At 66.0% G+C, this 20,745-nt stretch carries 18 protein-coding genes and 1 pseudogene; 8 read left to right on the top strand and 11 right to left on the bottom strand.

Translation table 11 applies throughout. From position 1 onward, the window contains the following. Positions 1-7 precede the first annotated feature (7 nt). The 3 genes from H5T65_02970 to H5T65_02960 form a co-directional block, all read right to left on the bottom strand. Positions 8-463: a pilus assembly protein gene (locus H5T65_02970; protein ID MBC7258187.1), complete on the bottom strand. Its 456-nt coding sequence runs from the start codon at positions 461-463 to the stop codon at positions 8-10. A gap of 12 nt (positions 464-475) precedes the next feature. Next, positions 476-898 carry a pilus assembly protein gene (locus H5T65_02965; protein ID MBC7258186.1) on the bottom strand — a complete coding sequence of 141 codons (423 nt, stop codon included), beginning with the start codon at positions 896-898 and terminating at the stop codon, positions 476-478. A gap of 241 nt (positions 899-1,139) precedes the next feature. Continuing rightward, on the bottom strand, positions 1,140-1,286 hold the full coding sequence (locus tag H5T65_02960) for a Flp family type IVb pilin (protein MBC7258185.1): 147 nt from the start codon (positions 1,284-1,286) through the stop codon (positions 1,140-1,142). A 569-nt stretch (positions 1,287-1,855) separates the two neighbouring features. Here H5T65_02960 and H5T65_02955 point away from each other — a divergent pair. After that, positions 1,856-6,478, top strand: a complete 4,623-nt coding sequence (locus H5T65_02955; GenBank protein ID MBC7258184.1) for a DNRLRE domain-containing protein — start codon at positions 1,856-1,858, stop codon at positions 6,476-6,478. Positions 6,479-6,570: 92 nt separating this feature from the next. Here the strand turns inward: H5T65_02955 and H5T65_02950 are convergent, their stop codons facing one another. From H5T65_02950 to pgeF, 5 genes are all read right to left on the bottom strand, one after another. Further along, positions 6,571-7,293: a hypothetical protein gene (locus H5T65_02950; GenBank protein MBC7258183.1), complete on the bottom strand. Its 723-nt coding sequence runs from the start codon at positions 7,291-7,293 to the stop codon at positions 6,571-6,573. 102 nt (positions 7,294-7,395) lie between these two features. Then, entirely contained in the window at positions 7,396-7,701 is a 306-nt protein-coding gene (locus H5T65_02945; protein MBC7258182.1) for a YggU family protein, read from the bottom strand. A 28-nt stretch (positions 7,702-7,729) separates the two neighbouring features. Beyond that, positions 7,730-7,990 (bottom strand): YggT family protein, encoded by a 261-nt coding sequence (locus H5T65_02940; protein MBC7258181.1) that lies wholly within the window; start codon positions 7,988-7,990, stop codon positions 7,730-7,732. A 22-nt stretch (positions 7,991-8,012) separates the two neighbouring features. Beyond that, positions 8,013-8,762 carry a YggS family pyridoxal phosphate-dependent enzyme gene (locus H5T65_02935; protein ID MBC7258180.1) on the bottom strand — a complete coding sequence of 250 codons (750 nt, stop codon included), beginning with the start codon at positions 8,760-8,762 and terminating at the stop codon, positions 8,013-8,015. A gap of 17 nt (positions 8,763-8,779) precedes the next feature. Then, complete coding sequence (pgeF, locus tag H5T65_02930) at positions 8,780-9,556, bottom strand: peptidoglycan editing factor PgeF (protein ID MBC7258179.1); 777 nt, start codon at positions 9,554-9,556, stop codon at positions 8,780-8,782. Between the two features lie 375 nt (positions 9,557-9,931). Here pgeF and H5T65_02925 point away from each other — a divergent pair, with 375 nt between their 5' ends. From H5T65_02925 to H5T65_02900, 6 genes and pseudogenes are all read left to right on the top strand, one after another. Beyond that, complete coding sequence (locus H5T65_02925) at positions 9,932-10,483, top strand: hypothetical protein (GenBank protein ID MBC7258178.1); 552 nt, start codon at positions 9,932-9,934, stop codon at positions 10,481-10,483. A 104-nt stretch (positions 10,484-10,587) separates the two neighbouring features. Beyond that, positions 10,588-11,403: a response regulator transcription factor gene (locus tag H5T65_02920; protein MBC7258177.1), complete on the top strand. Its 816-nt coding sequence runs from the start codon at positions 10,588-10,590 to the stop codon at positions 11,401-11,403. Next, positions 11,400-12,791: a HAMP domain-containing protein gene (locus H5T65_02915; GenBank protein MBC7258176.1), complete on the top strand. Its 1,392-nt coding sequence runs from the start codon at positions 11,400-11,402 to the stop codon at positions 12,789-12,791. Before H5T65_02920 ends, H5T65_02915 begins: the two co-directional genes overlap by 4 nt. A 79-nt stretch (positions 12,792-12,870) precedes the next feature. Next, positions 12,871-13,467, top strand: coding sequence for an MOSC domain-containing protein (locus H5T65_02910; GenBank protein ID MBC7258175.1), 597 nt, complete (start codon positions 12,871-12,873; stop codon positions 13,465-13,467). 12 nt (positions 13,468-13,479) lie between these two features. After that, entirely contained in the window at positions 13,480-14,295 is an 816-nt protein-coding gene (locus H5T65_02905; protein ID MBC7258174.1) for a two pore domain potassium channel family protein, read from the top strand. Between the two features lie 40 nt (positions 14,296-14,335). After that, positions 14,336-15,887 (top strand): annotated as a pseudogene (locus H5T65_02900) (L-lactate permease). A gap of 6 nt (positions 15,888-15,893) precedes the next feature. On the opposite strand, the gene H5T65_02895 reads toward H5T65_02900, so the two are convergent. The 3 genes from H5T65_02895 to H5T65_02885 form a co-directional block, all read right to left on the bottom strand. After that, a complete protein-coding gene (locus H5T65_02895) occupies positions 15,894-16,619 on the bottom strand; it encodes an HAD family hydrolase (GenBank protein ID MBC7258173.1) in 726 nt (241 codons plus the stop codon). Beyond that, positions 16,616-17,275, bottom strand: coding sequence for an alpha/beta fold hydrolase (locus H5T65_02890; GenBank protein ID MBC7258172.1), 660 nt, complete (start codon positions 17,273-17,275; stop codon positions 16,616-16,618). Before H5T65_02890 ends, H5T65_02895 begins: the two co-directional genes overlap by 4 nt. Positions 17,276-17,608: 333 nt before the next feature. After that, entirely contained in the window at positions 17,609-20,053 is a 2,445-nt protein-coding gene (locus H5T65_02885) for an endonuclease MutS2 (protein MBC7258171.1), read from the bottom strand. Between the two features lie 95 nt (positions 20,054-20,148). Here H5T65_02885 and H5T65_02880 point away from each other — a divergent pair, with 95 nt between their 5' ends. Then, entirely contained in the window at positions 20,149-20,679 is a 531-nt protein-coding gene (locus H5T65_02880) for a flavodoxin domain-containing protein (protein ID MBC7258170.1), read from the top strand. Positions 20,680-20,745: the final 66 nt, after the last annotated feature.

Below are 20,745 nucleotides of genomic sequence, written 5' to 3'. Positions count from 1 at the left end.
GGCTGACTCAGTCTATGACCATCCGTGCCTTGGCGACCAGGTTGATGGGCGGGATGATGCGAGTCCAACTGCGGAACTGCGCCCGCACGATGACCTGAATCTGGTTGCCGGTTACGCAGAGGTAACGCTCGTGCTCATGCCAGCCGCCCCACTGGTCATAGCAGTGGATTTCCACCTGGACGTTGTCGGCACCCAGGGTGGACAGCATGGCGCGGGTGCGGAACTCAATGTTGTTGGGCGGCGGGTAGTCGGCGTCGGTCCAGCGTTTGGGCCAGACGGTGCCGTAGCGCGCGCCTTCGCGGGCCGCGTTGGCCATGCTGGCCCAGGTGAAGAACAGCCGCGAGAAGTCTATGGTGCCGATGATGATCAGCACAAGGATCATGATCACCATGGAGAACTCCACGGCAGCCTGTCCGCGCCGGCCCCTTCGCCACAGTTCGCTGGGTGTCTGTCGCATCAGCATAGTCTCGCCACCTCACGGATTCACCAGAATCATCATCTCGGCCCTGCGCACGATTCGGATGGAGTTCACACCGATGGCGCGGCCGAAGGTGAGCGGAAGGTCGTAGGTGATGGTAACGACGATGGGGGTGCCGGGCGCGACGCCGGACGACACGGCCACGTTGGACCCCGTTAGTTGCACCCCCGTGAAGTTCATCCCAGAGTCGTTGGCGAAATCCACCACGCGGGCGCGGATGGAGTCGTACCAGGTGGGGTGGTTGGCGCCGAACCTGGCCCCCACGCGCGCCGCGTTGGTCAGGACGATGGACGCATCCAAGACGCGCCCGATGTCAAAAACCGATGCCATGATGATCAGGATGATGGGCATGATCAGAGCCAGTTCCACCAGGCTCTGTCCGCGCCGCCGCGGTTTGAGGAACAGCCGTTTTCCCATCATTGCCACCTGCCTTTGCCTTCCTGAGAGCATCTGCGGTTGGCGAACCAAAGCCTCGTCAACCGTCTTTGCCTCTATTCTATGCTCCCAATCCGGCCTTCACAATAGGATTTAGGTACTGTCGGGTTATGATGGTATGAAAACGGCTTAACGATGATGGATGATGAAGTTGGAATGGGATGGGCAGGCCCCACTTGGCGCAGGGCCTGCCCCGGGTGTTCGGATTGGTCTTCGGGACGATGCACTACAGGTTGGAGATGACGGTGCTGAACACGTTGCCGATCGCTGGGCCAAGCAGCAACAGCACAGCGATGACGACGACGGCCACCAGCACGAGGATCAATGCATACTCAACCAATCCCTGCCCCTTCTCGCGGTTCAGATAGAACATGCCTTTGCCTCCTTTCTACAGATTGGCAGTTCCGATAATCTGCCTCAATTGTACGGCAGAACATTGAGAGGTTCAATAGGAAAGGGGTACTATCAGCGGGTGTCCTCGTTGCTTTGTCAGACATATTGATGTGAGGCAAAAAAGGCGCAAAAACCCCTTGACATCTGCGACATCGTAGCGTAAAATGTATAATGCGAATAGGAGTATAGCCGAATCGTGGGTTGGGTGCGCGTAGGTGCGTTCCCGATGGAAGCGCCTACGCCCAAGGCGGGCAGAATCTCTCTCCATGAAGTCTCCGTGGAAGGAGTGGCGGTTGTTCATCAACCGACACAGAAATCATCGCATGTTCGTGGCGGGGGGACGTTTCCCCCTGGGCTGCACGCAACCGAGCACGACGGTCGCCGTTGACCCTGTCTCGCAATGGTCGTTCTCACCGAACCGGGGTTGCAGACGAATGCCGGAAAGGGGGTGATGTGCGCGCTAAGAAAGACCGACCTCTCAGCAGTATCGGCTCTTCCGTTGCGTCAATGGTCCTTTGGTAGTGCAAACAGCAGAAAGGAGAAACGAACATGCACGGTAAGTATTGGAAAGCCCTCGGTGTGGTCATGGCGCTGAGCATGATCCTGGCGCTGGCCGCTCCGATGGCCCTGGCGAGCGGCCCCGAGACCGCGGCGTCAGCCTCGCTGGCGAAGATTGCCCCGACGCTGCGTCCGGTGGCGAAGGCGGGCGGCGAGACGCTCGTGGATGTCAACGTCTTCGTGGCCGCAGGCACCGACGTCAGCGGCTACATGGAGAAGGCGACCGTCCGCACGATCCTGGGCCTCACGTCCGTTGTGGGCAAGGTGAAGGCCAAGAACCTGCTCAAACTGGCCTCGGTCCAGGGTGTGACGGCGGTGCTGGACCCGATGCCGTATGCGCCTCCGCAGCCGGTGGACCCCGACCTGGCGACGAAGCAGGCGCAGGCCGCCGAGAAGATCCGCGAGCGGGTCGCGGCGGTGAAGGCGGCGGGGTATCCGGGCGCCTGGCAGCCGAAGCCCAATGAGGTCGGCGCGACGGGCTGGTGGGACGTGGCCGAGGGCCACAAGTCTGCAACGGCCTGGGCCAAAGGCTTCACCGGCCAGGGCGTGAAGGTCGCCGTGATTGACTCCGGCATAGACTTCGCGCACCCTGACCTGCAGGGCACCTGGGCCGTGAACAACGACCCCGAGTCCCCGTACTACGGCTGGCCCCTCGCCTTTGACGAGTACTCCATGCTGTACTACGCCTACTACTACGGCGCGTATGGCGGGTTGGGCCTCCGCTACTTCGGCACCTGGTATGCCGACACCTCCTTCACCATCACCGAAGATAACCCCACCTGGTCGCGCACCGGCTACACCTACGTAACCCCCGGCACCAGCAAGAGCGGCGTCTATCACATCGGCTGGTACCCGGACACCGCGCTCCAGAACTGGTGGTATGGCGAGAAGGTGGCAGTCCTCGTGGCCGACGAGCATGAGGCCGGCGTCTACGATACGGTCTACGTGGACCTGGACGACAACTACGACTTCTCGGATGAGAAGCCGGTTACCAAGGACGACCCCATCGCCTGGAAGGACAACTGGGATTCGGCGGCCGATGCCCCGGGCAGCGATGGCTACGCGGACATCTCTGGCGGCATGGTCTACTGGATCTCGGACGGCGAGAATCATCCCCCGGGGTTTGACTGGCTGTGGGCTCCCTACGTGGACGAGTTCGCGCCTCCGGGGCCTGGCAAGGTCGTGGCCTTCATGCTGAACGACCCGCGGCTGGCGGGCGGCGACCACGGCGTCCTGTGCGCATCGGCTGTGGTGGGCCAGGGCGTCGTTGACGGCAACGCGCCCCCGTACAAGCCCGAAGGCGCTGGCGGCATGGTCCAGGGCGGCGGCAAGAACGCCAAACTCATCGCCGTGGGCAACTTCTACCGCGGCGGCTACGCCACGGACAACTACTACTTCGTCGCGCTTGGCCCCGACGGCGTCCCGGGCACGGGCGACGAGGCCGACATCGTCAGCATGTCCTACGGCGGGTCGGCCACCGACAACGACGGCTGGGACTTTGAGTCGCGGTTCCAAGCGTACCTGAACAAGGCGGCCGCGCCCAAACTGTCGTGGCTGGCCTCCACCGGCAACGGCGCTATGGGCTACGGCACCGCCGCTCCGCCATCGGCCTTCACGGGCATGGGCATCGGCGCCTCCACTCAGTACGGATCTGGCACGGACTTTGATGTGATTGAGTCCACCGATCAGATTCTGTACGGCGACGTTCAGTCCTGGTCCAACCGCGGGCCTGGCGCGACGGGCGGCACGGGCGTGTCCGTAGCGGCCAACGGCGCGTGGGGCGCAGGCGACCTGGCGCTGAACGAGTGGGGCGATGGCTGGACCGCCTGGGAAATCTGGGGCGGCACAAGCCGTTCGTGCCCCATCGCGGCGGGCAACCTGGCCCTGGTCTATGACGCCTACTATCAAGCCAACGGCGAGTTCCCGACCTACGAGGTGGCCCGCGAACTGTTCATGTCGGGCGCGACGGATGCCCATCATGATCCATTCGTGCAGGGCGCGGGCGTGGTGAACGCCGACCGCGCCACCGACGTGGCGGGCGGCCTGTACGGCCTGCGCGTCTCGCCGGCGTTCTGGCAGGCGGGCGACTACCGCGGCGAGGAGATTGAAGGCTTCGCCAACATCGTGCACCCCGGCACCTCCACAAGCAAGACCTTCACTCTCTACAACCACGGTACGACGGACATCACCGCGGCCATTACGGATGCCTACTTGCAGAAGGTCGGCACCGTAACGACGCAGTTCAACGTGGATCAGCGCGAGGAGAGCGCGCCCAACTTCCAGCGCCTGGCCGACTACCTGTACGACGCGACGCCTCTGGTGGCTCCGGGCGGGCCGTACCACGACGCCGACCTGATGGTCGTCAAGGCGTGGTTCCCGCTGCAGGACTTCACCACGAGCGACGTGTTCACCGGCCCGTTGGCCTACGACCAGCGCTTCCGCGTGCTGGCGTATGACTGGACCGACCTAAACGGCGATGGCGTCCTGTGGACCGACCTCAACGGCAACGGCATCGTGAATGCCGGCGAGGACCAGGTCGGCGAGTACAACCGCTACAACTACGGGTACGACACCGGCCCGTCCTTCGGCATCACCGTTGGCAAGCCGGGCGAGCGGTACCACGATGGGCTGTTCGTCGGCGTCCAGCGCCGCACCCAGGCGAAGGTGAACCTCCAGACGCTGGTGCAGGTGGAAATCACCTTCTTCAAGCGGATGGATTGGCCGTGGCTGACCATTGACACGGGCATGGCAGCGGGCGAACTGCTGGTTCCGGCGGGCGGCTCCGCGACCTTCACGGCGACCCTGGACGTTCCTGCGGACGCTCCGCTGGGCGCCTATGAGGGCGTGGTGCTGGTGTCCGACCCGGGCGACGGCACCCACAACGGCCACGTGTCGGCCATCCCGGTAACGGCGATGGTGGCGGCGAACGGCACCGCCTTCCGGTTCGGCGGCGTGAGCCAGCCGACCCCGTATGACAACGGCGTGGTCAATGGCTTCCAGGATTGGTCCTGGCGGGCCGAGTCCGGCGACTGGCGGTTCTTCTTCACCGACGTGCCGGATCAGACGTTCGCGGACGGAACCTTCTTCGTGGCGAAGACCAACTGGGGCTCCTTCCCGACGGACATTGACACGCTGATCTACGGGCCTGAAGAGGACGACTTCTCCGCCATGGCTCCGGACATCTTCGGGCCGTACACGCTGGGCTTCAAGGGCGGCAGCCCGAACAAGAACATCGGCGCCGGCCAGTGGCTGTTTGACACGGCCACGGGCACGACCGAAGAGTGGGTTACCGCACCGCTGTCCTCGGGCCTGCACCTGATCATGCTCCACAACGTGCTGTTCTCGGGCCAGACGATCAACGAGCCCTTCAGGGGGCAGGTGGGCACCGCGACACTGAACCCCGCCATGGTGATCATTGACGGTCGCCAGGCGACAGGCGCGATCCCCGTTACCCTGACCTCGGATGTGGCCATTGACGCGCTGGCTGCCACCGCCTACGGCTTGGGCGGCGTGCAGCACTACGTGGTGCCGGCAGTGCAGGACGACCCGGATGATCCGTCCACGGCCACGTACCAGTACCCGGTAACCATCAACAACGGTGGGTTGCTGGAGGCCAGCACGCACGCGGCGGCCAGCGACGTGGACCTGTTCCTGCTCTACGACGCGAACGAGGACGGCGTGTTTGACTTCGCTCACGAAGTCATCGGCTCGTCCACCACGGCGACCGGCAACGAGTACGTGATGGTCAAGTTCCCGGCCGACGGCAACTACCTGGTGGCGGTCCACGGCTGGGGCGTTACGGAAGGCGATCCGGTGGAGATCACGATCAACGCCGTGCAGGGCAACGACCTGGCGGTGGAGAACGTGGTCCGCAACCCGGACGGCTCGTTCACCTTTGACGTGGCCTGGGACAAAGCCTTCACGCCCGGCATGTCCTACTGGGGTCTCGTGATGATCGGTCCGGCGCGCGCCCCCGGCATCTTCCAGTTGCCGGTGTTCGCCGCTTCGCCGCCCGAGCACACCGAGACGCTCGGCACGTCCGCGGATACCTACATTGACGGCTGGAACGCCGACAAGAACTTCGGTTCGGACACCCGGTTGAAGATCCGCCAGGGTGGCATCCGGGCGCCGCTGCTGAAGTTTGACGTGTCGGGCATTCCGGCGGACGCGAAGATCGTGTCGGCGACGCTGAAGATGTCCTACCTGGGCTACGACTCCGGCCACCACAATCTGACGGCTGAGCTGTACGCGCTCAAGCGGGATTGGGACGAAGCCGCAGCCACCTGGTTGTACGCAACGGCCGCCGACATGTGGGGCATGCCAGGCGCTGGCGACACGGCGAGCGACCGCGAGGCCGCGCCCGTGGCTACCGCTCTGCTGACGCCTGTAGCCGTACCCAGCGCTGCCACCTGGGTCCAGTTTGATGTTACCGACCTGGTCCAGGCGTGGGTCAGCGGCGACATGGCGAACGCCGGCGTGATCCTCAAGGGCGTGGGCAACGTCTCCACCGAGTACGTGTTCCGCTCCGCCAACCCGGCCATTCCTGCTCATGCGCAGTATGCGCCGGTGCTGGAAGTCGTGTACACGGTGGACTCGGAGATGCCTGTCCCGTGATGCGCTAGGCGCAAGGCTTCGCAGCAACAACGAGAGCCAGTCGCTCCTGCGGCTGGCTCTCTTCTTTGGCCCGACTTCCGCTCATGGCAGGGCTACGGCTCGCACAACACCGCCCGGGTCAGGCTGGTGTGGTACGTGTACACCTTGCCCCCGGCGCTCAGTCGGATGAGGAAGCCCGGCGTAATCACCTGCGCGTACATCATCCCGGGCTGCGGGCAGCCCAGGCTGGCGTCGCTCCACATGCGCTTCTCCACGGTTTGCACCTGGATCTCGCTCCGGGCGATCTGAAGTCGGGCTTCCAGGTTCGCAAGCGCCGCCTCCAGCGCGGCCTCGCTGCCTTCGGGGAGCGACACGGCGGGCGGCGTGGACTCCTGGCCGGACGCGGGGGACTTGCACAGGGCCACTCGCTTGCCGACGACGCGGTACGTATAGGTCGCGTCGCCAACCCGCAGGACGATCTCCTTGCCCAGCACGAGGCCGCCGGGCAGGGCCGTGCCCTTGGCAGGACCGGCGGGGCAGGGATCGCCCGCAGGCATCTCCTCAGTGGTGATGCTCACGAGTTCAATCTCCTCGGCGGAGATGCCAAGCCGTGTCGTCAGGTCATGCACGGCCTGCTCCAGCGGCTCGGTCATCTTCCGCGGCAGTGGCGTGGAAAACCCCAAACTGGGCATGGTTCCTCCTTGCACGGGCAGTGTCGCCGTGGCGTCTCCGCCCGACGGCCCGCTCGGCGTCGCGGTCGGGCCGGGCCCCGCCGGCGCGCACGCGCTGATGAGCAGGAGTACCCCTACCAATATCCACACGATTCGAGCCGTCATCTCGCTATCCTCCAGATGTGTCTTGCCCGCAGGCGGCCTTCGCGCTTGCGGGCGTCCATCTGGTAGACGACGCACGGGCCCGCCGGGTTCCCGGCGCAGGCGTCAGGCCCCCAGCCGCCGGAAGGCCTCGTCGGCGGAGATGCCGGCGACCCGAACCCTCTTGAGCCTGGCCGTGTGGCCGGCGATGATCTCCACCTGCGCGGCGCGGACCCCCAGGCGCTCGGCGAGGAACTTGATCAGCGCCTCGTTCGCCGCGCCCTCCACCGGCGGCGCGGCCAGTTTCACCTTCAGCGCGCCCTGGGCAAGGCCGACAATCTCATCGCGCTTGGCGTTCGGCGTAACCCGCACATGGAAGACAATGTCCCCTTCGCGCTGAATGATGTCCAACGGATTTAGCCCTAGCCTCATGTTCGCGATATTCATTCCCCAACCTCCTCTAGACACTTTGGACTAGGGAAAGCAGAATCGTCTCTATCACCTGCAACAGGACCAAGGCAACAATGGGCGTGATGTCAATCATTCCGATGGGCGGGATAACGCGGCGCAGCGGACCGAGAATCGGCTCGGTAATCTGGTCCAGGAACGAGACGACGGGATGGAACGGGTTGACGTTGAACCACGACAGGATGACGCGGGCCAGAATGGCGAGGCTCAAGAGATTGAACAGAAGTCGGATGAAGTTGTACACGATAGGCATGGTGCATTCTCCCTTGGTTGGACTAGGAACTGCTCTGGAATATGGCCCTGCCGATGCGGACGATGGTGGCCCCCTCTTCCACGGCGATCGCAAAGTCGTCGGACATGCCCATGGACAGGTGTTCCCACTGAGCCTGGGGCACGCGCTCGGCCAGGAACTCCCGCCAGTGCCCCAGGGTCTGGAAGCAGCGACGCACGTGCGATTCGGGCGCGGCCAGCGGGCCCAGGGTCATCAGGCCCCGCGCCTGCAGATGCGCCGCCCGCGCCAACGCCTCGGCCACGGCCAGCACCGCCGCGGCCTGGTCGGCATCGGATGGCCCCCTGTCGCCCGCGACGCCGTACTTGCTCGCCTCGCCCGATGTGTTGATTTCCAGCAGGCACGGCAGGACACGGCCAGCGGCTGCAGCGCGCTTGTCCAGTTCCGCGACCAGTTTGGCGCTATCCACGGAATGGACGAAGTCAAACAGGCGGACGACGTCCCTGGCCTTGCGGCTCTGGATGTGGCCGACCATGTGCCAGGTGGGGCGCTGGCCCGCCACGCCGAGCAGGGTGTTGACGGCGGGAATCTTGGCCTCGGCTTCTTCCACGCGGTTCTCGCCGAAATGCCGCACGCCCAGTTCCCACGCAGCCGCGACCGTCTCCGCCGCCACGGTCTTGGTAACGGCGACAAGGGTGATGGCATCGGCGCGGCGACCCGCACGCGCGGCCGCCTCGGCGATGCGCTCGTGGACGACCCGCAGGTTGCGTTCCAGACTCCGCAGCGTCTCCGTCATGGACAGGACTCCCAGGGCTACCGCAGGCGCACCAGCGCGGCGAAACGCCCCGTGCGCCCGCCGTCGGCGCGGTGAGAGAAAAACTCGTCGTGGCGGCAAGCCGTGCACATGTGCGCAACCTCCACGTTGGCGACGCCCGCATCCAGGAGTTGGCGACGGTTCATCTCCCAGAGATCCGCATGGAGCGCGCCGTCGCGCGTTGCGATGTAGGCGCGGGCTTCGGGCCACAGGGCGGTCATGGCCTGCACGAAATCGTCGCCGACGCGGTAGCAGCACGGGCCGATGGATGGGCCGATGCAGGCGAGGAGGTCATCGGGGCGCGAGCCGTACTCCTGCGCCATGCGCGCCACCCCCGCGGCGGCGATTCGCGCCGCTGTCCCGCGCCAGCCCGCGTGGACGAGCGCCGCCACATGCCGCACGGGGTCGTACAGGACGATGGGCACGCAGTCGGCGAAGCGCAGGAACAGCGCCACGGGCTCGGCAGTCATCAGGCCATCGGTGGCTGGGATGACCTGGCTGCCGTGCCGAAGGCCCACGGGGGCGACGGCGGCGCTGTGCACCTGGTAGCAGGTAACCACCTCGTCGGGCGCGACGCCCATCTCGGCGAAAACGAGGCCGCGATTCTTCAGGACGGCGGCGGGGTCATCGCCCACGGTTGCGCCCACGTTCAGGGACGCGAAGGGCGGCGCGCTGTGGCCGCCCAGGCGCGTGAAGATGGCATGGTCAATCCCGCGCTGTCCCGCCAGCGTCTCAAATTGGTAGTAGAGCAGTCCATTCTTGCGGATGGGTATCATGGCGCGCCTGCAATTCGGCTGGTTACGGTTTCGGGCGTAAGTCTATCATAAGGCAGGAGAACGGGCAAGAAGGCCCATGATGGCGTCGCGCCCCCACATTTTGCAGAATCTCCACAGCCTCTGCGCAATCTCTCCACACGGGTCGGCTACAATGCCCGTAGAGCAGACGAACAGCACGGCTTCCGCTCCCCTGAACCGAGGAAGGAGGTGATGCGGTAACGCGCAGAATTTACAAAGAATCACGGCTTCTCCACAAGTTTTCCACAATCGCATGCTAGAATAAGAGTGGATTACAAGGAGGTGAGTGCCCGAAGCGAACACCAACCGCACGAGGCGCTACGAGAAGGATCAAAACCCAGTAGATGGAGGTAGACTATGAGGAAGGTTTGGAAGATTGTCGGAATCGCCGCGCTCGTGGTGGCGATCGGTGTGGCCGCGCTCGGCGTGGCCTATGCCCAGGAGCCGACCCCGACCCCAGGGACCAAGAACTTCTTCGGATGCTTTGGCTGGGGCTTTGGCAAACTGGGCGACTACGGCAGCCAGTTCCTGGACACACTGGCCAGCAAGTTGGGCATTCAGCGAAGCGACCTGGACTCGGCCATGGAAGACGCCCGCAAAGAGGTCATTGAGCAGATGGTGAAGGACGGCAAGATCACCGAAGAGCAGGCGCAGTGGATGCTCAACCCGACCGAGGCCATGAAGGCTCAGATTGAGCAGATGGTGAAAGATGGCAAGATCACCCAGGAGCAGGCCGACTGGTTGCTCCAGGGCCTGGAGAAAGGCTACATGCCCATGGGGCGCGGCTTCGGGTTCGGCCACATGCGAGGCGGACGGTTTGGCGGCTTCCGCGGGTTCGGCTGGCCCAAGAACCAAGCGCCTTCGGCCACTCCCACGCCATCCACGAGCAGTTTCTCAACAACCCTATAGCGAGCATCCCGCAGCAATGGGGAAGGGCGAACGATGGCGTTCGCCCTTCTCTTTTCGCCTTGCATCGGCACGAGTTTCGCGCCATAATATGCGGGTGCAGCGAAATGTCGCAGGTACGCCGCCGAGCGCGTGGGGTCGCCGAGACTGACCTTGCGTCGCGCCCGCGCGGCCAGGCTGGTTCACGAGAGAAGCCAGAATCGCAGGACAAAGAGGCCGTGAGCACACACGCACAGCGAATCCTCGTAGTGGATGACGACAAGGGAATTGTCCGTCTGCTGCGGACCTACCTGGAACAGGCGGGGTTTCAGGTCATGGTTGCCTACGACGGGGAGACCGCTCTCCACGCCATCCGTCGCGAGCGCCCCGACCTGGTGCTGCTGGACCTGATGCTGCCCGACCGCGACGGGTGGGAGATCACCCGCATCGTGCGCGGCGACCCAACCGTGGCCCAGACCCCCATCGTCATGCTGACGGCCCGCGTGGACGACACGGACAAGATCGTGGGGCTGAATTTGGGCGCCGACGACTACCTGACCAAACCGTTCAACCCCCAGGTCGTCGTGGCCCATGTCCGCGCCGTCCTGCGCAGGGCCGCCACGGGGCCTGCTGCGCCTCGCGTCCTGCGTTGCCGCGACCTGACCATGGACCTGGATCGCTACGAGGTGTCGGTGGGCGACCGCCGCGTGGAACTCACCGCCACCGAGTTTGAATTCCTCCGCGCGCTGATGGAGCGGCCTTCGCACGTCTTCACCCGCAGCGAATTGATTGACAGCGCCCTGGGCTACGAATACGATGGCGCAGAGCGCACGGTGGACAGCCACATCAAGAACCTGCGTCGCAAGATAGAACCCGACCCGCAACACCCGACGTACATTGAAACGGTTTACGGCGTCGGGTATCGCCTCCGAGGGGAAGCATGAAGGCATTGAACTCGCTTTGGGCGCGACTCACCCTGATATTCACCGTTGTCATTCTCATCGTCGTGGGCGCTATCGCCATCTGGATGAACCGCGCCACGGCCGCCGAGTTCCGCCAGTACATCACCCGCAGTGAGGTTACAGCCTACGGCATGGAGAGCCTTGCCGCCTACTACCGGACGCACGGCGGATGGGAAGGCGTGGAGGAACTGCTAAACAAAGGCGTCGTCGTTACCGGCTCCCGCTGGGGGATGATGCGGCGGCCGGGAATGCCCGAAGTGCGGCTGAGCGTCGTCCTCGCCGACGCCAACGGCAGAATCGTCTTTGACGGCGTGGGGCAGCGGGTCGGCAAGCGGCTGAGAGCGAATGAACTCAGGGAAGCCATCCCCATCACGGAGGCAGGCGGCGATGAGGTGCTCGGCTACGTGCTCATCGCCCTCCCTGGCGCGCCGCAGTTGGGGTCTTCGGAACAACGCTTCCTCACCCGCACGCGGGGCATCCTCATCTCGGTCGCCGCGTTGGCGGTGGTGCTCGGGTTGGTCATCAGCGCCATCTTGAGCCGAAGCCTCACCGCACCCCTCCAGCGCCTGGCCGCCGCGGCCCGCGCCGTCGCGCAGGGCGACATCGGGAAACGGGTCTCCGTAGAGGGAACCAGCGAGGTGGCCGAGGTGGCGCAGGCCTTCAACGAGATGACCACCGCGCTGGAGAAGGCCGAAAAACTCCGCCAGAACCTGGTGTCCGACGTGGCGCACGAACTCCGCACGCCGCTCAGCGTCCTGCAGGGCAACCTGCGCGCCATCCTGGACGACGTGTATCCGCTGGACAAAGCCGAGATCGCCCGCCTCTACGACGAGACGCGCATCCTGGCGCGCCTGGTGGATGACCTGCAGGAACTGGCGCAGGCCGAAGCGGGGGCGCTGCGCTTCAACATCGTCCCCACGGATGTGGCGAGCGTACTGCGCTCGGCCGTGGCGCGCTTTGAGCCTGCCGCCGAGGGGAAGTCCATCCGCCTGACCTGCGAGATTCCCGAGGCGCTCCCCGAGGCCATGGCCGACCCCGACCGCGTGAGCCAAATCCTGAACAACCTCATCTCCAACGCGCTCCGCCACACCCCCGAAGGAGGTCAGATTGCGCTATCGGCCGCCGCGAAAGAGGGGTTCGTGGAAATCTCCGTTGCCGACACCGGCGAGGGCATCGCGCCCGAAGACCTCCCCCATGTCTTTGACCGCTTCTGGCGCGCGGACCGTTCCCGCAGCCGCGCGGGGGGCGGCGCTGGCCTGGGGCTTGCCATCGTGCGCGCCCTGGTGGAGGCCCAGGACGGGCGCGTCCACGCGGCCAGCGAAGGCCCCGGCAAAGGCAGCGTCTTCAGTTTCACCTTGCCGACCCGCTGAGTCTGTGGTAACATGGGGGCGCGGCCGCCGATTGGGGGTCGTGCGCCACTTGCCACACCAGCGGAGAGGCCCGCTCGCCATGAACACGCTTTTGTCGGGACGCGTAGCCGGCGTCTATCTGGGATTGGATTCCGAATCCCTCATTACCACACCCGCAGATGAGGCGCAGGTTACGTTTGAGGGATTCGCCGGAGACAGGCACGCCGGCCTCACCCGCCCCTCCGACGGGCGCACGCCCCATTACCCTCGCGGCACCGAGATTCGCAACACCCGCCAGGTCTCCATCGTCTCGGCGGAGGAACTCGCCGAGATTGCGCGGGACATGGCGCTGGAATCCGTCCGGCCCGAGTGGCTCGGCGCGAACCTGCTCCTGGCAGGCATCCCGCGTCTTACCCGCCTGCCGCCGGGCGTTCGCCTGTTCTTCTCCGGCGGCGCAGTCCTGGCCGTGGAGGGCGAAAACCTCCCATGCCTCGCGCCGGGCCGCGTGATCCAGGCGCTGCACCCCCACATCTCCGGCCTTGCGCCGCGATTCGTGAAGGCCGCGCGGGGGCGGCGTGGCCTGGTCGCATGGGTAGAGAAGCCCGGCCGCATCCGCATCGGCGACGACGTGCGCCTGTTGCAGCCCCCAGGAGGGGAACATGACTCCTGGCGGCGCTTCCAACCCGATTCCACATGAGCGAGGTCTGCGATGATCCCATTCCGCCTCCGCATCTACCTTGCGATCTTCGTCGGCGTCCTCCTGCTGGGAACCGTCGGATTCGCCCTGACGGAACGCCTCTCGCTGCTGGATGCATTGTACTTCACCATCGTTACCGTCGGCACGGTAGGCTACGGCGATATCCATCCGGCCACGCCCGCGGGCAAGGCGCTGGCCATCGCCGTCATCCTCATGGGCGTCGGCACGTTCCTGGGCGTCCTCGCCAACTTCGCCGAGGCCCTCTTGCAGGAGCGCGAAAGGCGCGCGCGCTTGGAGAAACTGAACGTCGTCATCGGCGCGTTTTTCAGCGAGATGGGAACGCGGCTCCTGCGGACGTTCGCCAGCGCCGACCCCGGGCTGGGCGGCCTCCGCGACGCCTGCAGGGTGGACACGACGTGGGGCGACGAGGACTTCGCGGCGCTTCGCGCGCGGCTGGAGTCGCACCCCTACGCCATCGCCATTGGCCAGGTGGACCTGCGCTGGCTTCAAGCGTACCTCATCGGCAAGCGGGGCTTCCTGCTCGGCCTGCTGGAGAACCCCATGCTGTCGGAGCACGAATCCTTCACGGCGCTGTTGTGGGCCGTGTTCCACTTGGCCGACGAACTCTCCTACCGAGAAGATGTGTCGGCGTTGCCGCCGTCGGACCTGGCGCACCTGGCTGGCGACATGGAGCGGGCCTACGCGCTGCTGGGCGTCCGATGGCTGGCCTACATGGAGCATCTCAAGGGAGCCTATCCCTACCTGTTTTCGCTGGCCGTGCGCATGAACCCGTTTATCCCGAACCCGTCGCCCATCGTGCAGCCCTAGATGCGACGCGGTGCGCTCATTCTCGCCCAAGGAGGCAGACATGCAAGCCCTTTCCGTTGTCCTGGCCTTGTCTCCGATTCTCGTCATCCTGCTGCTCCTGACGCTGCGGCGCACCGCCGCGGATGTGGCGGGGGGGCATCGGCTGGGTCGTTGCGCTGGCGGCGGCTTGCCTGTACTTCGGCACGCCGCTAGGCGTCGCGTTGCGCGCCAGCCTGGGCGGGCTGGTGGCCTCGCTCCCCATCGCGCTGGTCGTCGCCACTTCCATCCTACAGGTAACCCTCATGCAGGAGACCGGCGCCCTGGCGCGCATCGTGGCCTTGATCAAGACGGTGTCGCCCGGCGACAGGGCTGTGCAAATCATGATCATCAACGTCGGCTTCGGCACGCTGCTCACGGCGCTGGGGGCGGTCCCGGTCTCCGTCTTGCCGCCCATCATGCTGGCGCTGGGCTATTCGTCCTTCGCGGCCATCGCGCTGCCCGCCATCGGGTACGACGCCCTGTGCACCTACGCGCTGCTGGGTATCCCCGCGGTGGTCTTCGCCAACTTCGTGGGCAGGCCCGTGGTCGAGGTGGGCCACCTCTTCGCCCGCTACATGCCCATCATCAGCACCTGCATCGCGCTGGGCATGCTCTGGATCGCGGGCCGGTGGGCGCTGGTGCGGCAGGGGCTGCTGCCTGCGCTGCTCGCCGGCCTCACGGCGGGGTTCACCGCCATCGCCATGAACGCGCTGGGCATGATCACCTTGACGGGCGTGGCCGCCGGCGTCGCCGTTATGGCCGTCATGCTGGGCTATCTCAAGGTTAGCGGCCGCCCGCTCCGCGATCTTTCCACCCTGAAGGAGGCCGACCGCGCGGCGCTACAGCGGATGTCGCTGGCGGCGGCCCTGTCGCCCTGGCTCATCCTCACGGTCTTCGCGCTGCTGGTGAACGCGCCTTTCTCGCCGCTCTTCGCCCTCACGTTCCAGCGCTGGGCCATGCCGGTGGAGATCATCCCGGGCGCGCCGGAAAAGGTACGCCTGCTCTGGCAGGCGTACTTCTGGATTCTCGTCAGCACCGCGCTGGCGCTGCCCATCCTCAAACCGACACGGCCCCAACTCCGCACGTCCATCAGGAAATGGCTGAAACGCGCGCCCCGGCCGGTGCTGGCCGCTGCCGTCTTCTTCGCCATCGCGTTCGTGATGAACCATTCGGGCAAGGGGCTGGACTGGCGCCTCGTGGACCCCGCGCGCAACATGGTGTACGTGGTGGCCGATGCCGCGGCGGGGATGTTCGGGCGGCTGTATCCGCTGGTCGCGCCCTACCTGGGGCTTCTGGGAGGATTCATTAGCGGGTCGGAGACCTCGTCCATCGCCATGCTCACGGCGCTACACCTGACGACGGCCCAGAAGATCGGCGCGGCGGGCCTGCTCATCGCGGCGGCCAGCGGCATCGGCGGCGGGCTGGCCAGCGTCATCTCGCCCGCGAAACTGCAAAACGCCGCCGCAAGCATTGACCGCATCGGCGAGGAGGCCGTGGTCATCCGCACCGCGTTCGTGATCGCCATCCTCATCACGGGCGTGTGCGCCGCGATGACCCTGGCCTGGGCGTTCTGAGTCCGCCTAGGGCGCGGGCTCCTTCGGCAATGGCCAGGAGCGGAGCAGGCTCAGGAAATCCGTCAGCGTTCCCCGGTAGTCGGCGGCCACCGCATGAGGTTCGGCCTCCTCGTACACCACGTAGAACGTGCGCATGCCGGCCCGAGCGGCGGGCGCGATGTCGGCCTCCGGGTCGTTGCCCACCATGATGCATTCCGACGGCGCGCGGCCGATCTTCTCGGCGATCTCCAGGTAGTAGCGCGGTTGCGGCTTGCAACTGTGCATGTTCTCGTAGGTGGTGATGAGGGCATAGGGGAAATCGGCGACGCCCGCCCACTCCAGACGATGCTGCACCGCCCGCAGCGGGAACACCGGGCTTGTGGCGATCACCACGTCGTACCCGCGGTCAAAGCATTCCTGCACCACCTCGCGCGCCTCGGGCCGCGGCCGCGTGTACTTGCGCAGGGCCGGGAAGTCCATCTCGTAGAAATCCGAAAAGATGGGCCATAACTCTTCGGGGCTGTGGCCGATCTTGGGGAAGAAGTCCGCCGTGAACACGTCCTCGTTGGTTCGGGTAGGGTCGGTGTTCTGAATCATCCGCTGGGTGGACTCCATAATCTGCCGCGTGAGCCTGTCGGGCGGAATCCGCTCGCCCAGGCGGGAGCACAGCGCCTGAAAATACGGCGGGAGGAACGTGCGCATGTCGTTGTCCAGCAGCGTGGCGTCCAGGTCAAACAGAATGGCGCGGATCATCGGGCCTCCCCCCGTCCGGGCGCGGCGTGGGCTTTCAGAAAGCGCACCACTTCGTCCGCAACTTGGCCCTCCCTGCCGGCCAGGTAGTGGTCGGCGCGGGTCAGCACCGCGATCTCTTTGATACCGGGCAGCCCGCCTGCCCACGCCTTGAGTTCGCCCACCGGGCACACGGTGTCGCGGTCGCCTGCGACGAACAGTTTGGGCGCGGCCAGGTCTACAAGCCAGCCCTCGGGCATGCGCCACAAGGGCAGCGCCACCGCCGCGACGGCGCTGGGCGCTGTGCGATGCGCCGCCTCCAGCGCAACCCACGCGCCGAACGAGTACCCCACCAGCGCAACGGGCGCGTCGCTCAAGCCCTCCTGCGCGCGCAGGTAGGCCACGGCCGCCTCCACGTCGTCCACTTCGCCCCGCCCCTCGTCGTAGGCCCCCTGGCTCTGGCCGACTCCCCGGAAGTTGAAGCGAAGCGCCGCCCAGCCCGCCCGCGCCAGCCCTCGCGCCAGCGCCACAACCAGCGGCACATCCATGTTCCCGCCGTACTGCGGGTGCGGGTGGCAGATGACCGCGCCGGAGGACGGCCCCGCGGCCTCGGGCAGATGCAACACGCCCTCCAGCAGCGGGCCGTGCTTGTTCGGGTGCTTGAAATAGACCTGCTTCATCGTCCGACCTCCTCGCACATCGTTCTTCTGGCGGCTAGAGCGACATCGCCACGATCATCCAAAGCACAAAGAGCAGGAAACCGATCATGAACGCAACCATCTTGACGGCCTCCCAAATCTCGGCGAGGGTGCCCCCGCGTGCCCGTCGGTTGGGGAGCGGGCGGAATCCAGATGTAGGCGGGGCGTTGCGGCTGCTGCTCCCACCACCCGTAAGGCCCCAGCATCTCCTCTGCCGTGTTCGGGAAGTCCAGAAACGGATCTTCGCCGAACTGCTCCAGGTCATCCCAGAAGCCGTCCATTGCGCACCTCCTTGCTCTGCTGCGTCCGACACGGCTAACGTTTGGCCAGTTCCGCGATGGTAACGCCATCGCCGCCCTCCTCGGGCGCGCCCGACTTGTACGCCGCCACGAGGGGATGGCTTGTCAGCGCCTCGCGCACGATCTGGCGCAGCACGCCGGTGCCCCTACCGTGGATGATGCGCACCCACGGCAAGCCAGTGAGGAACGCATCGTTGAGATAGCGTTCCAACTCTGGCAACACCTCCTCGGCGCGGCGGCCGCGCAAATCCAGTTCGGCTTTCACGGGCCGCCCCGCCTGCGGTCGGGGGATGTACTCGCCCCCGCTAGTCCCCGCGGCTTCCTGCACAGGCGCGGCCCGCACTTCCAGGTCCGAGGCGTCCAGCGACAGGCGGAAGCGCCCCAGGCTCACCTCTACGCGGTCGCCGTCCATGGCGGCCACTTCCCCCGCCGCCTTCAGGGATTTCACCCACACCGAAGCGCCCACGCGAAGTTCCCCCGGCGCGATTTCGGGCGGGGGCGGAGGTGGTGGCGGGGGCAGCCGCGACTCCAGCGCCTGGGCGATCTGCTCGGCCTGGACGACGGCGTCGGGCAGGGCCGCGCCCCGCTCCAGTTGGCGGCGGGCGCGTTGCAGTTCGCGGCGGAACGCCTCCAACTCCTCGCGCATCTCCTCCCGCGCCTGGGCGATAATCGCCGCCTTGGACGCCTCCAACTCGGCCAGTTGCTTCTGCAGGCTTCGCTGCAGGTGCTGCAACTCCTCGCGGGCCGCCCGCGCCGCCTGGAGTTCCGCTTGGGCCTCGCGGTGCGCCACCTGAATCTCGCCCAGCAGGACGTCGGCTTCCAGCGTTTCGGGCGCCACCAGCGACCTGGCCTCTTGCACAATTGCCTCGTCCAGCCCCAGGCGCGACGCGATGGCGAAGGCGTTGCTGCGCCCAGGCAGGCCGATGGTCAGTTCAAACGTGGGCGACAGCGTCTCCACGTCAAACTCCACGCTGGCGTTTTCCACCCCTGGCGTTACCTGCGCGTAGTACTTCAGTTCCGAGTAGTGCGTGGTGGCCATGGTGGTGACGCGCCGCTCCACCAGGTGCGACAGGATGGCCCGCGCCAGAGCGGAACCCTCCACGGGATCCGTGCCCGCGCCGATTTCGTCCAGCAGCACCAGCGACTGCGAGTCGGCCCGCCGCAGGATGTCCACGATGTTCGTCATGTGCGACGAGAAGGTGGACAGGCTCTGCTCTATGGACTGCTCGTCGCCGATGTCGGCGAACACACTGTGGAACACGGTGAGTTCGCTCCCCTCGTCGGCGGGCAGGTGCAGGCCCGACTGCGCCATGAGTGCCATCAGGCCCACGGTTTTCAGCGACACCGTCTTGCCGCCCGTGTTGGGGCCTGTAACGACAAGGACGAAGAAGCGGTCGGTGAAGACAACGTCAATCGGCACCACCGTTTCGGGCGCCAGGAGCGGGTGGCGCGCCCGCAGCAGGCGGATGCGCGAGCCAGGGTGCGCCGGCAATTCGGTGCCCTCCGCGTCGGGGCGCGCGGGCTTGGGCGCGAAAGGCACCAGCGTCGGCTCCGTGGCGCGAATCTCCTCGGCGTACTTGGCCTTGGCGAAGATGACGTCCAGGTCGGCCAGGATGTGGAGCGTGCGCAGAATCAGCGGGCTTTCCTCGGCCACCAGGTCGGTCAGTTCCATCAGGATGCGCCGCACCTCGCGCTCCTCTTCCAACTGGAGTTCGCGCCAGGCGTTGTTCAACTCCACCGTGGCCAGCGGCTCAATGAAGAGTGTCGCGCCCGAGCCAGACTGGTCGTGAATCAGCCCAGGGATGCGGCCCTTGAACTCGGCCTTGAGGGGAATCACGTATCGCCCGTTGCGCTGGGTGATGAGCGGCTCCTGGAGAAACGGCGCATTGTCGGCGCTCGTGATGATGCGATTGAGTTTGTCCAGCAGGCGGTCGTGGGCGATGCGCACTTCGGCGCGGATGCGGGCCAGTTTGGGGCTGGCCGAATCCACCACCTCGCCGCGGTCGTTGATGCAGCGGCCGATTTCCGCTGCCACGTGCGCGCACTCTTCTATCTGCGACGCCTTCTGCGCCAGGAGCGGGACTTGCGCGCCCATCCGCGACAGCGAACGGCGAAGCGTCCGCGCCGCGTTGAGCGTCTCGCGGATGTCCAGCAGTTCCTGCGCGTCCAGCATGGCGCGGCGCTCGGCGCGGCTGAGCAGCGGGCGGACGTCCCGCGCACCCCCGATGGAGAGCACGCCCTTCGTATCCAGCAGCAGGCGCGCCTCGCCCGTCAGCCGCAACAGGCGTCGGGCCTCGTCCAGGTCCGACGTGGGCTGGGTCGCCAGCGCCCGCTCGCGCCCGAAGGAGAACGACGTGTGCGCAGCCACGCGCTCCAAAATGCGGTCAAATTCCAGCGTATGCAGATGTTTCGCGTCCAACCGCTTCTCCTGTCCCCAAGCGGCCGCCCGCCAGGGAATCATTTGCCATCCCGACGAAATGAGTATAGCATACGGCGGCGGCCTCGCCAAAGCGGAATGAACCGCCGATGATGTCGCCAAGCGATGCCCGCAACAACATGAAAGGAGCCATGATGCAAAACCGAATTCTCGTTGCCTATGCCACCCGCATGGGGTCCACGGCAACCGTCGCCGAGACGATTGCCGAGGTGCTGCGGGATCAGGGAGCCCAAGTAGATGTGCAGCCTGTGGGCAAAGTCCGCAGCCTGGCAGGCTACACCAGCGCCATCATCGGCAGCGCCATACGCGCGGGGCGGCTCATGCCCGAAGTCGTGTCGTTCGTGCGGAAGCACGAGGCGGAGTTGAGCCGCATGTCGGTGGCCTACTTTGTCGTGTGCCTGACCATGGCAAACGATACCGAGGAGAACCGCTGCACCGTGGCGGCCTACCTGGACGACCTCCGCGCCAAGACGCCCAGCGTGAAGCCCGTGGATGTGGGATTATTCCCAGGCGTCATGGACAGCAGCCGCTTGCCGTTCTTGCTTCGCCTCATCATCCGCGCGATGAAGTCCCCCGAAGGGGATTTCCGCGATTGGGATGCGGTGAGGGAGTGGGCGGCCCGCATTGCGCCCGCCCTGTCAGGGAAGTAGCAGGGCGGCATGCCGCGCGGGGCTAAACCCCCGCGCTGAAGGAGCGAAGCCCCCTTCGGGGCTGGG

It is taken from the genome of Chloroflexota bacterium (assembly GCA_014360805.1).
Taxonomy (GTDB): Bacteria; Chloroflexota; Anaerolineae; order DTLA01; family DTLA01; genus DTLA01.
This window is presented reverse-complemented; position numbering and strand designations above follow the sequence as displayed.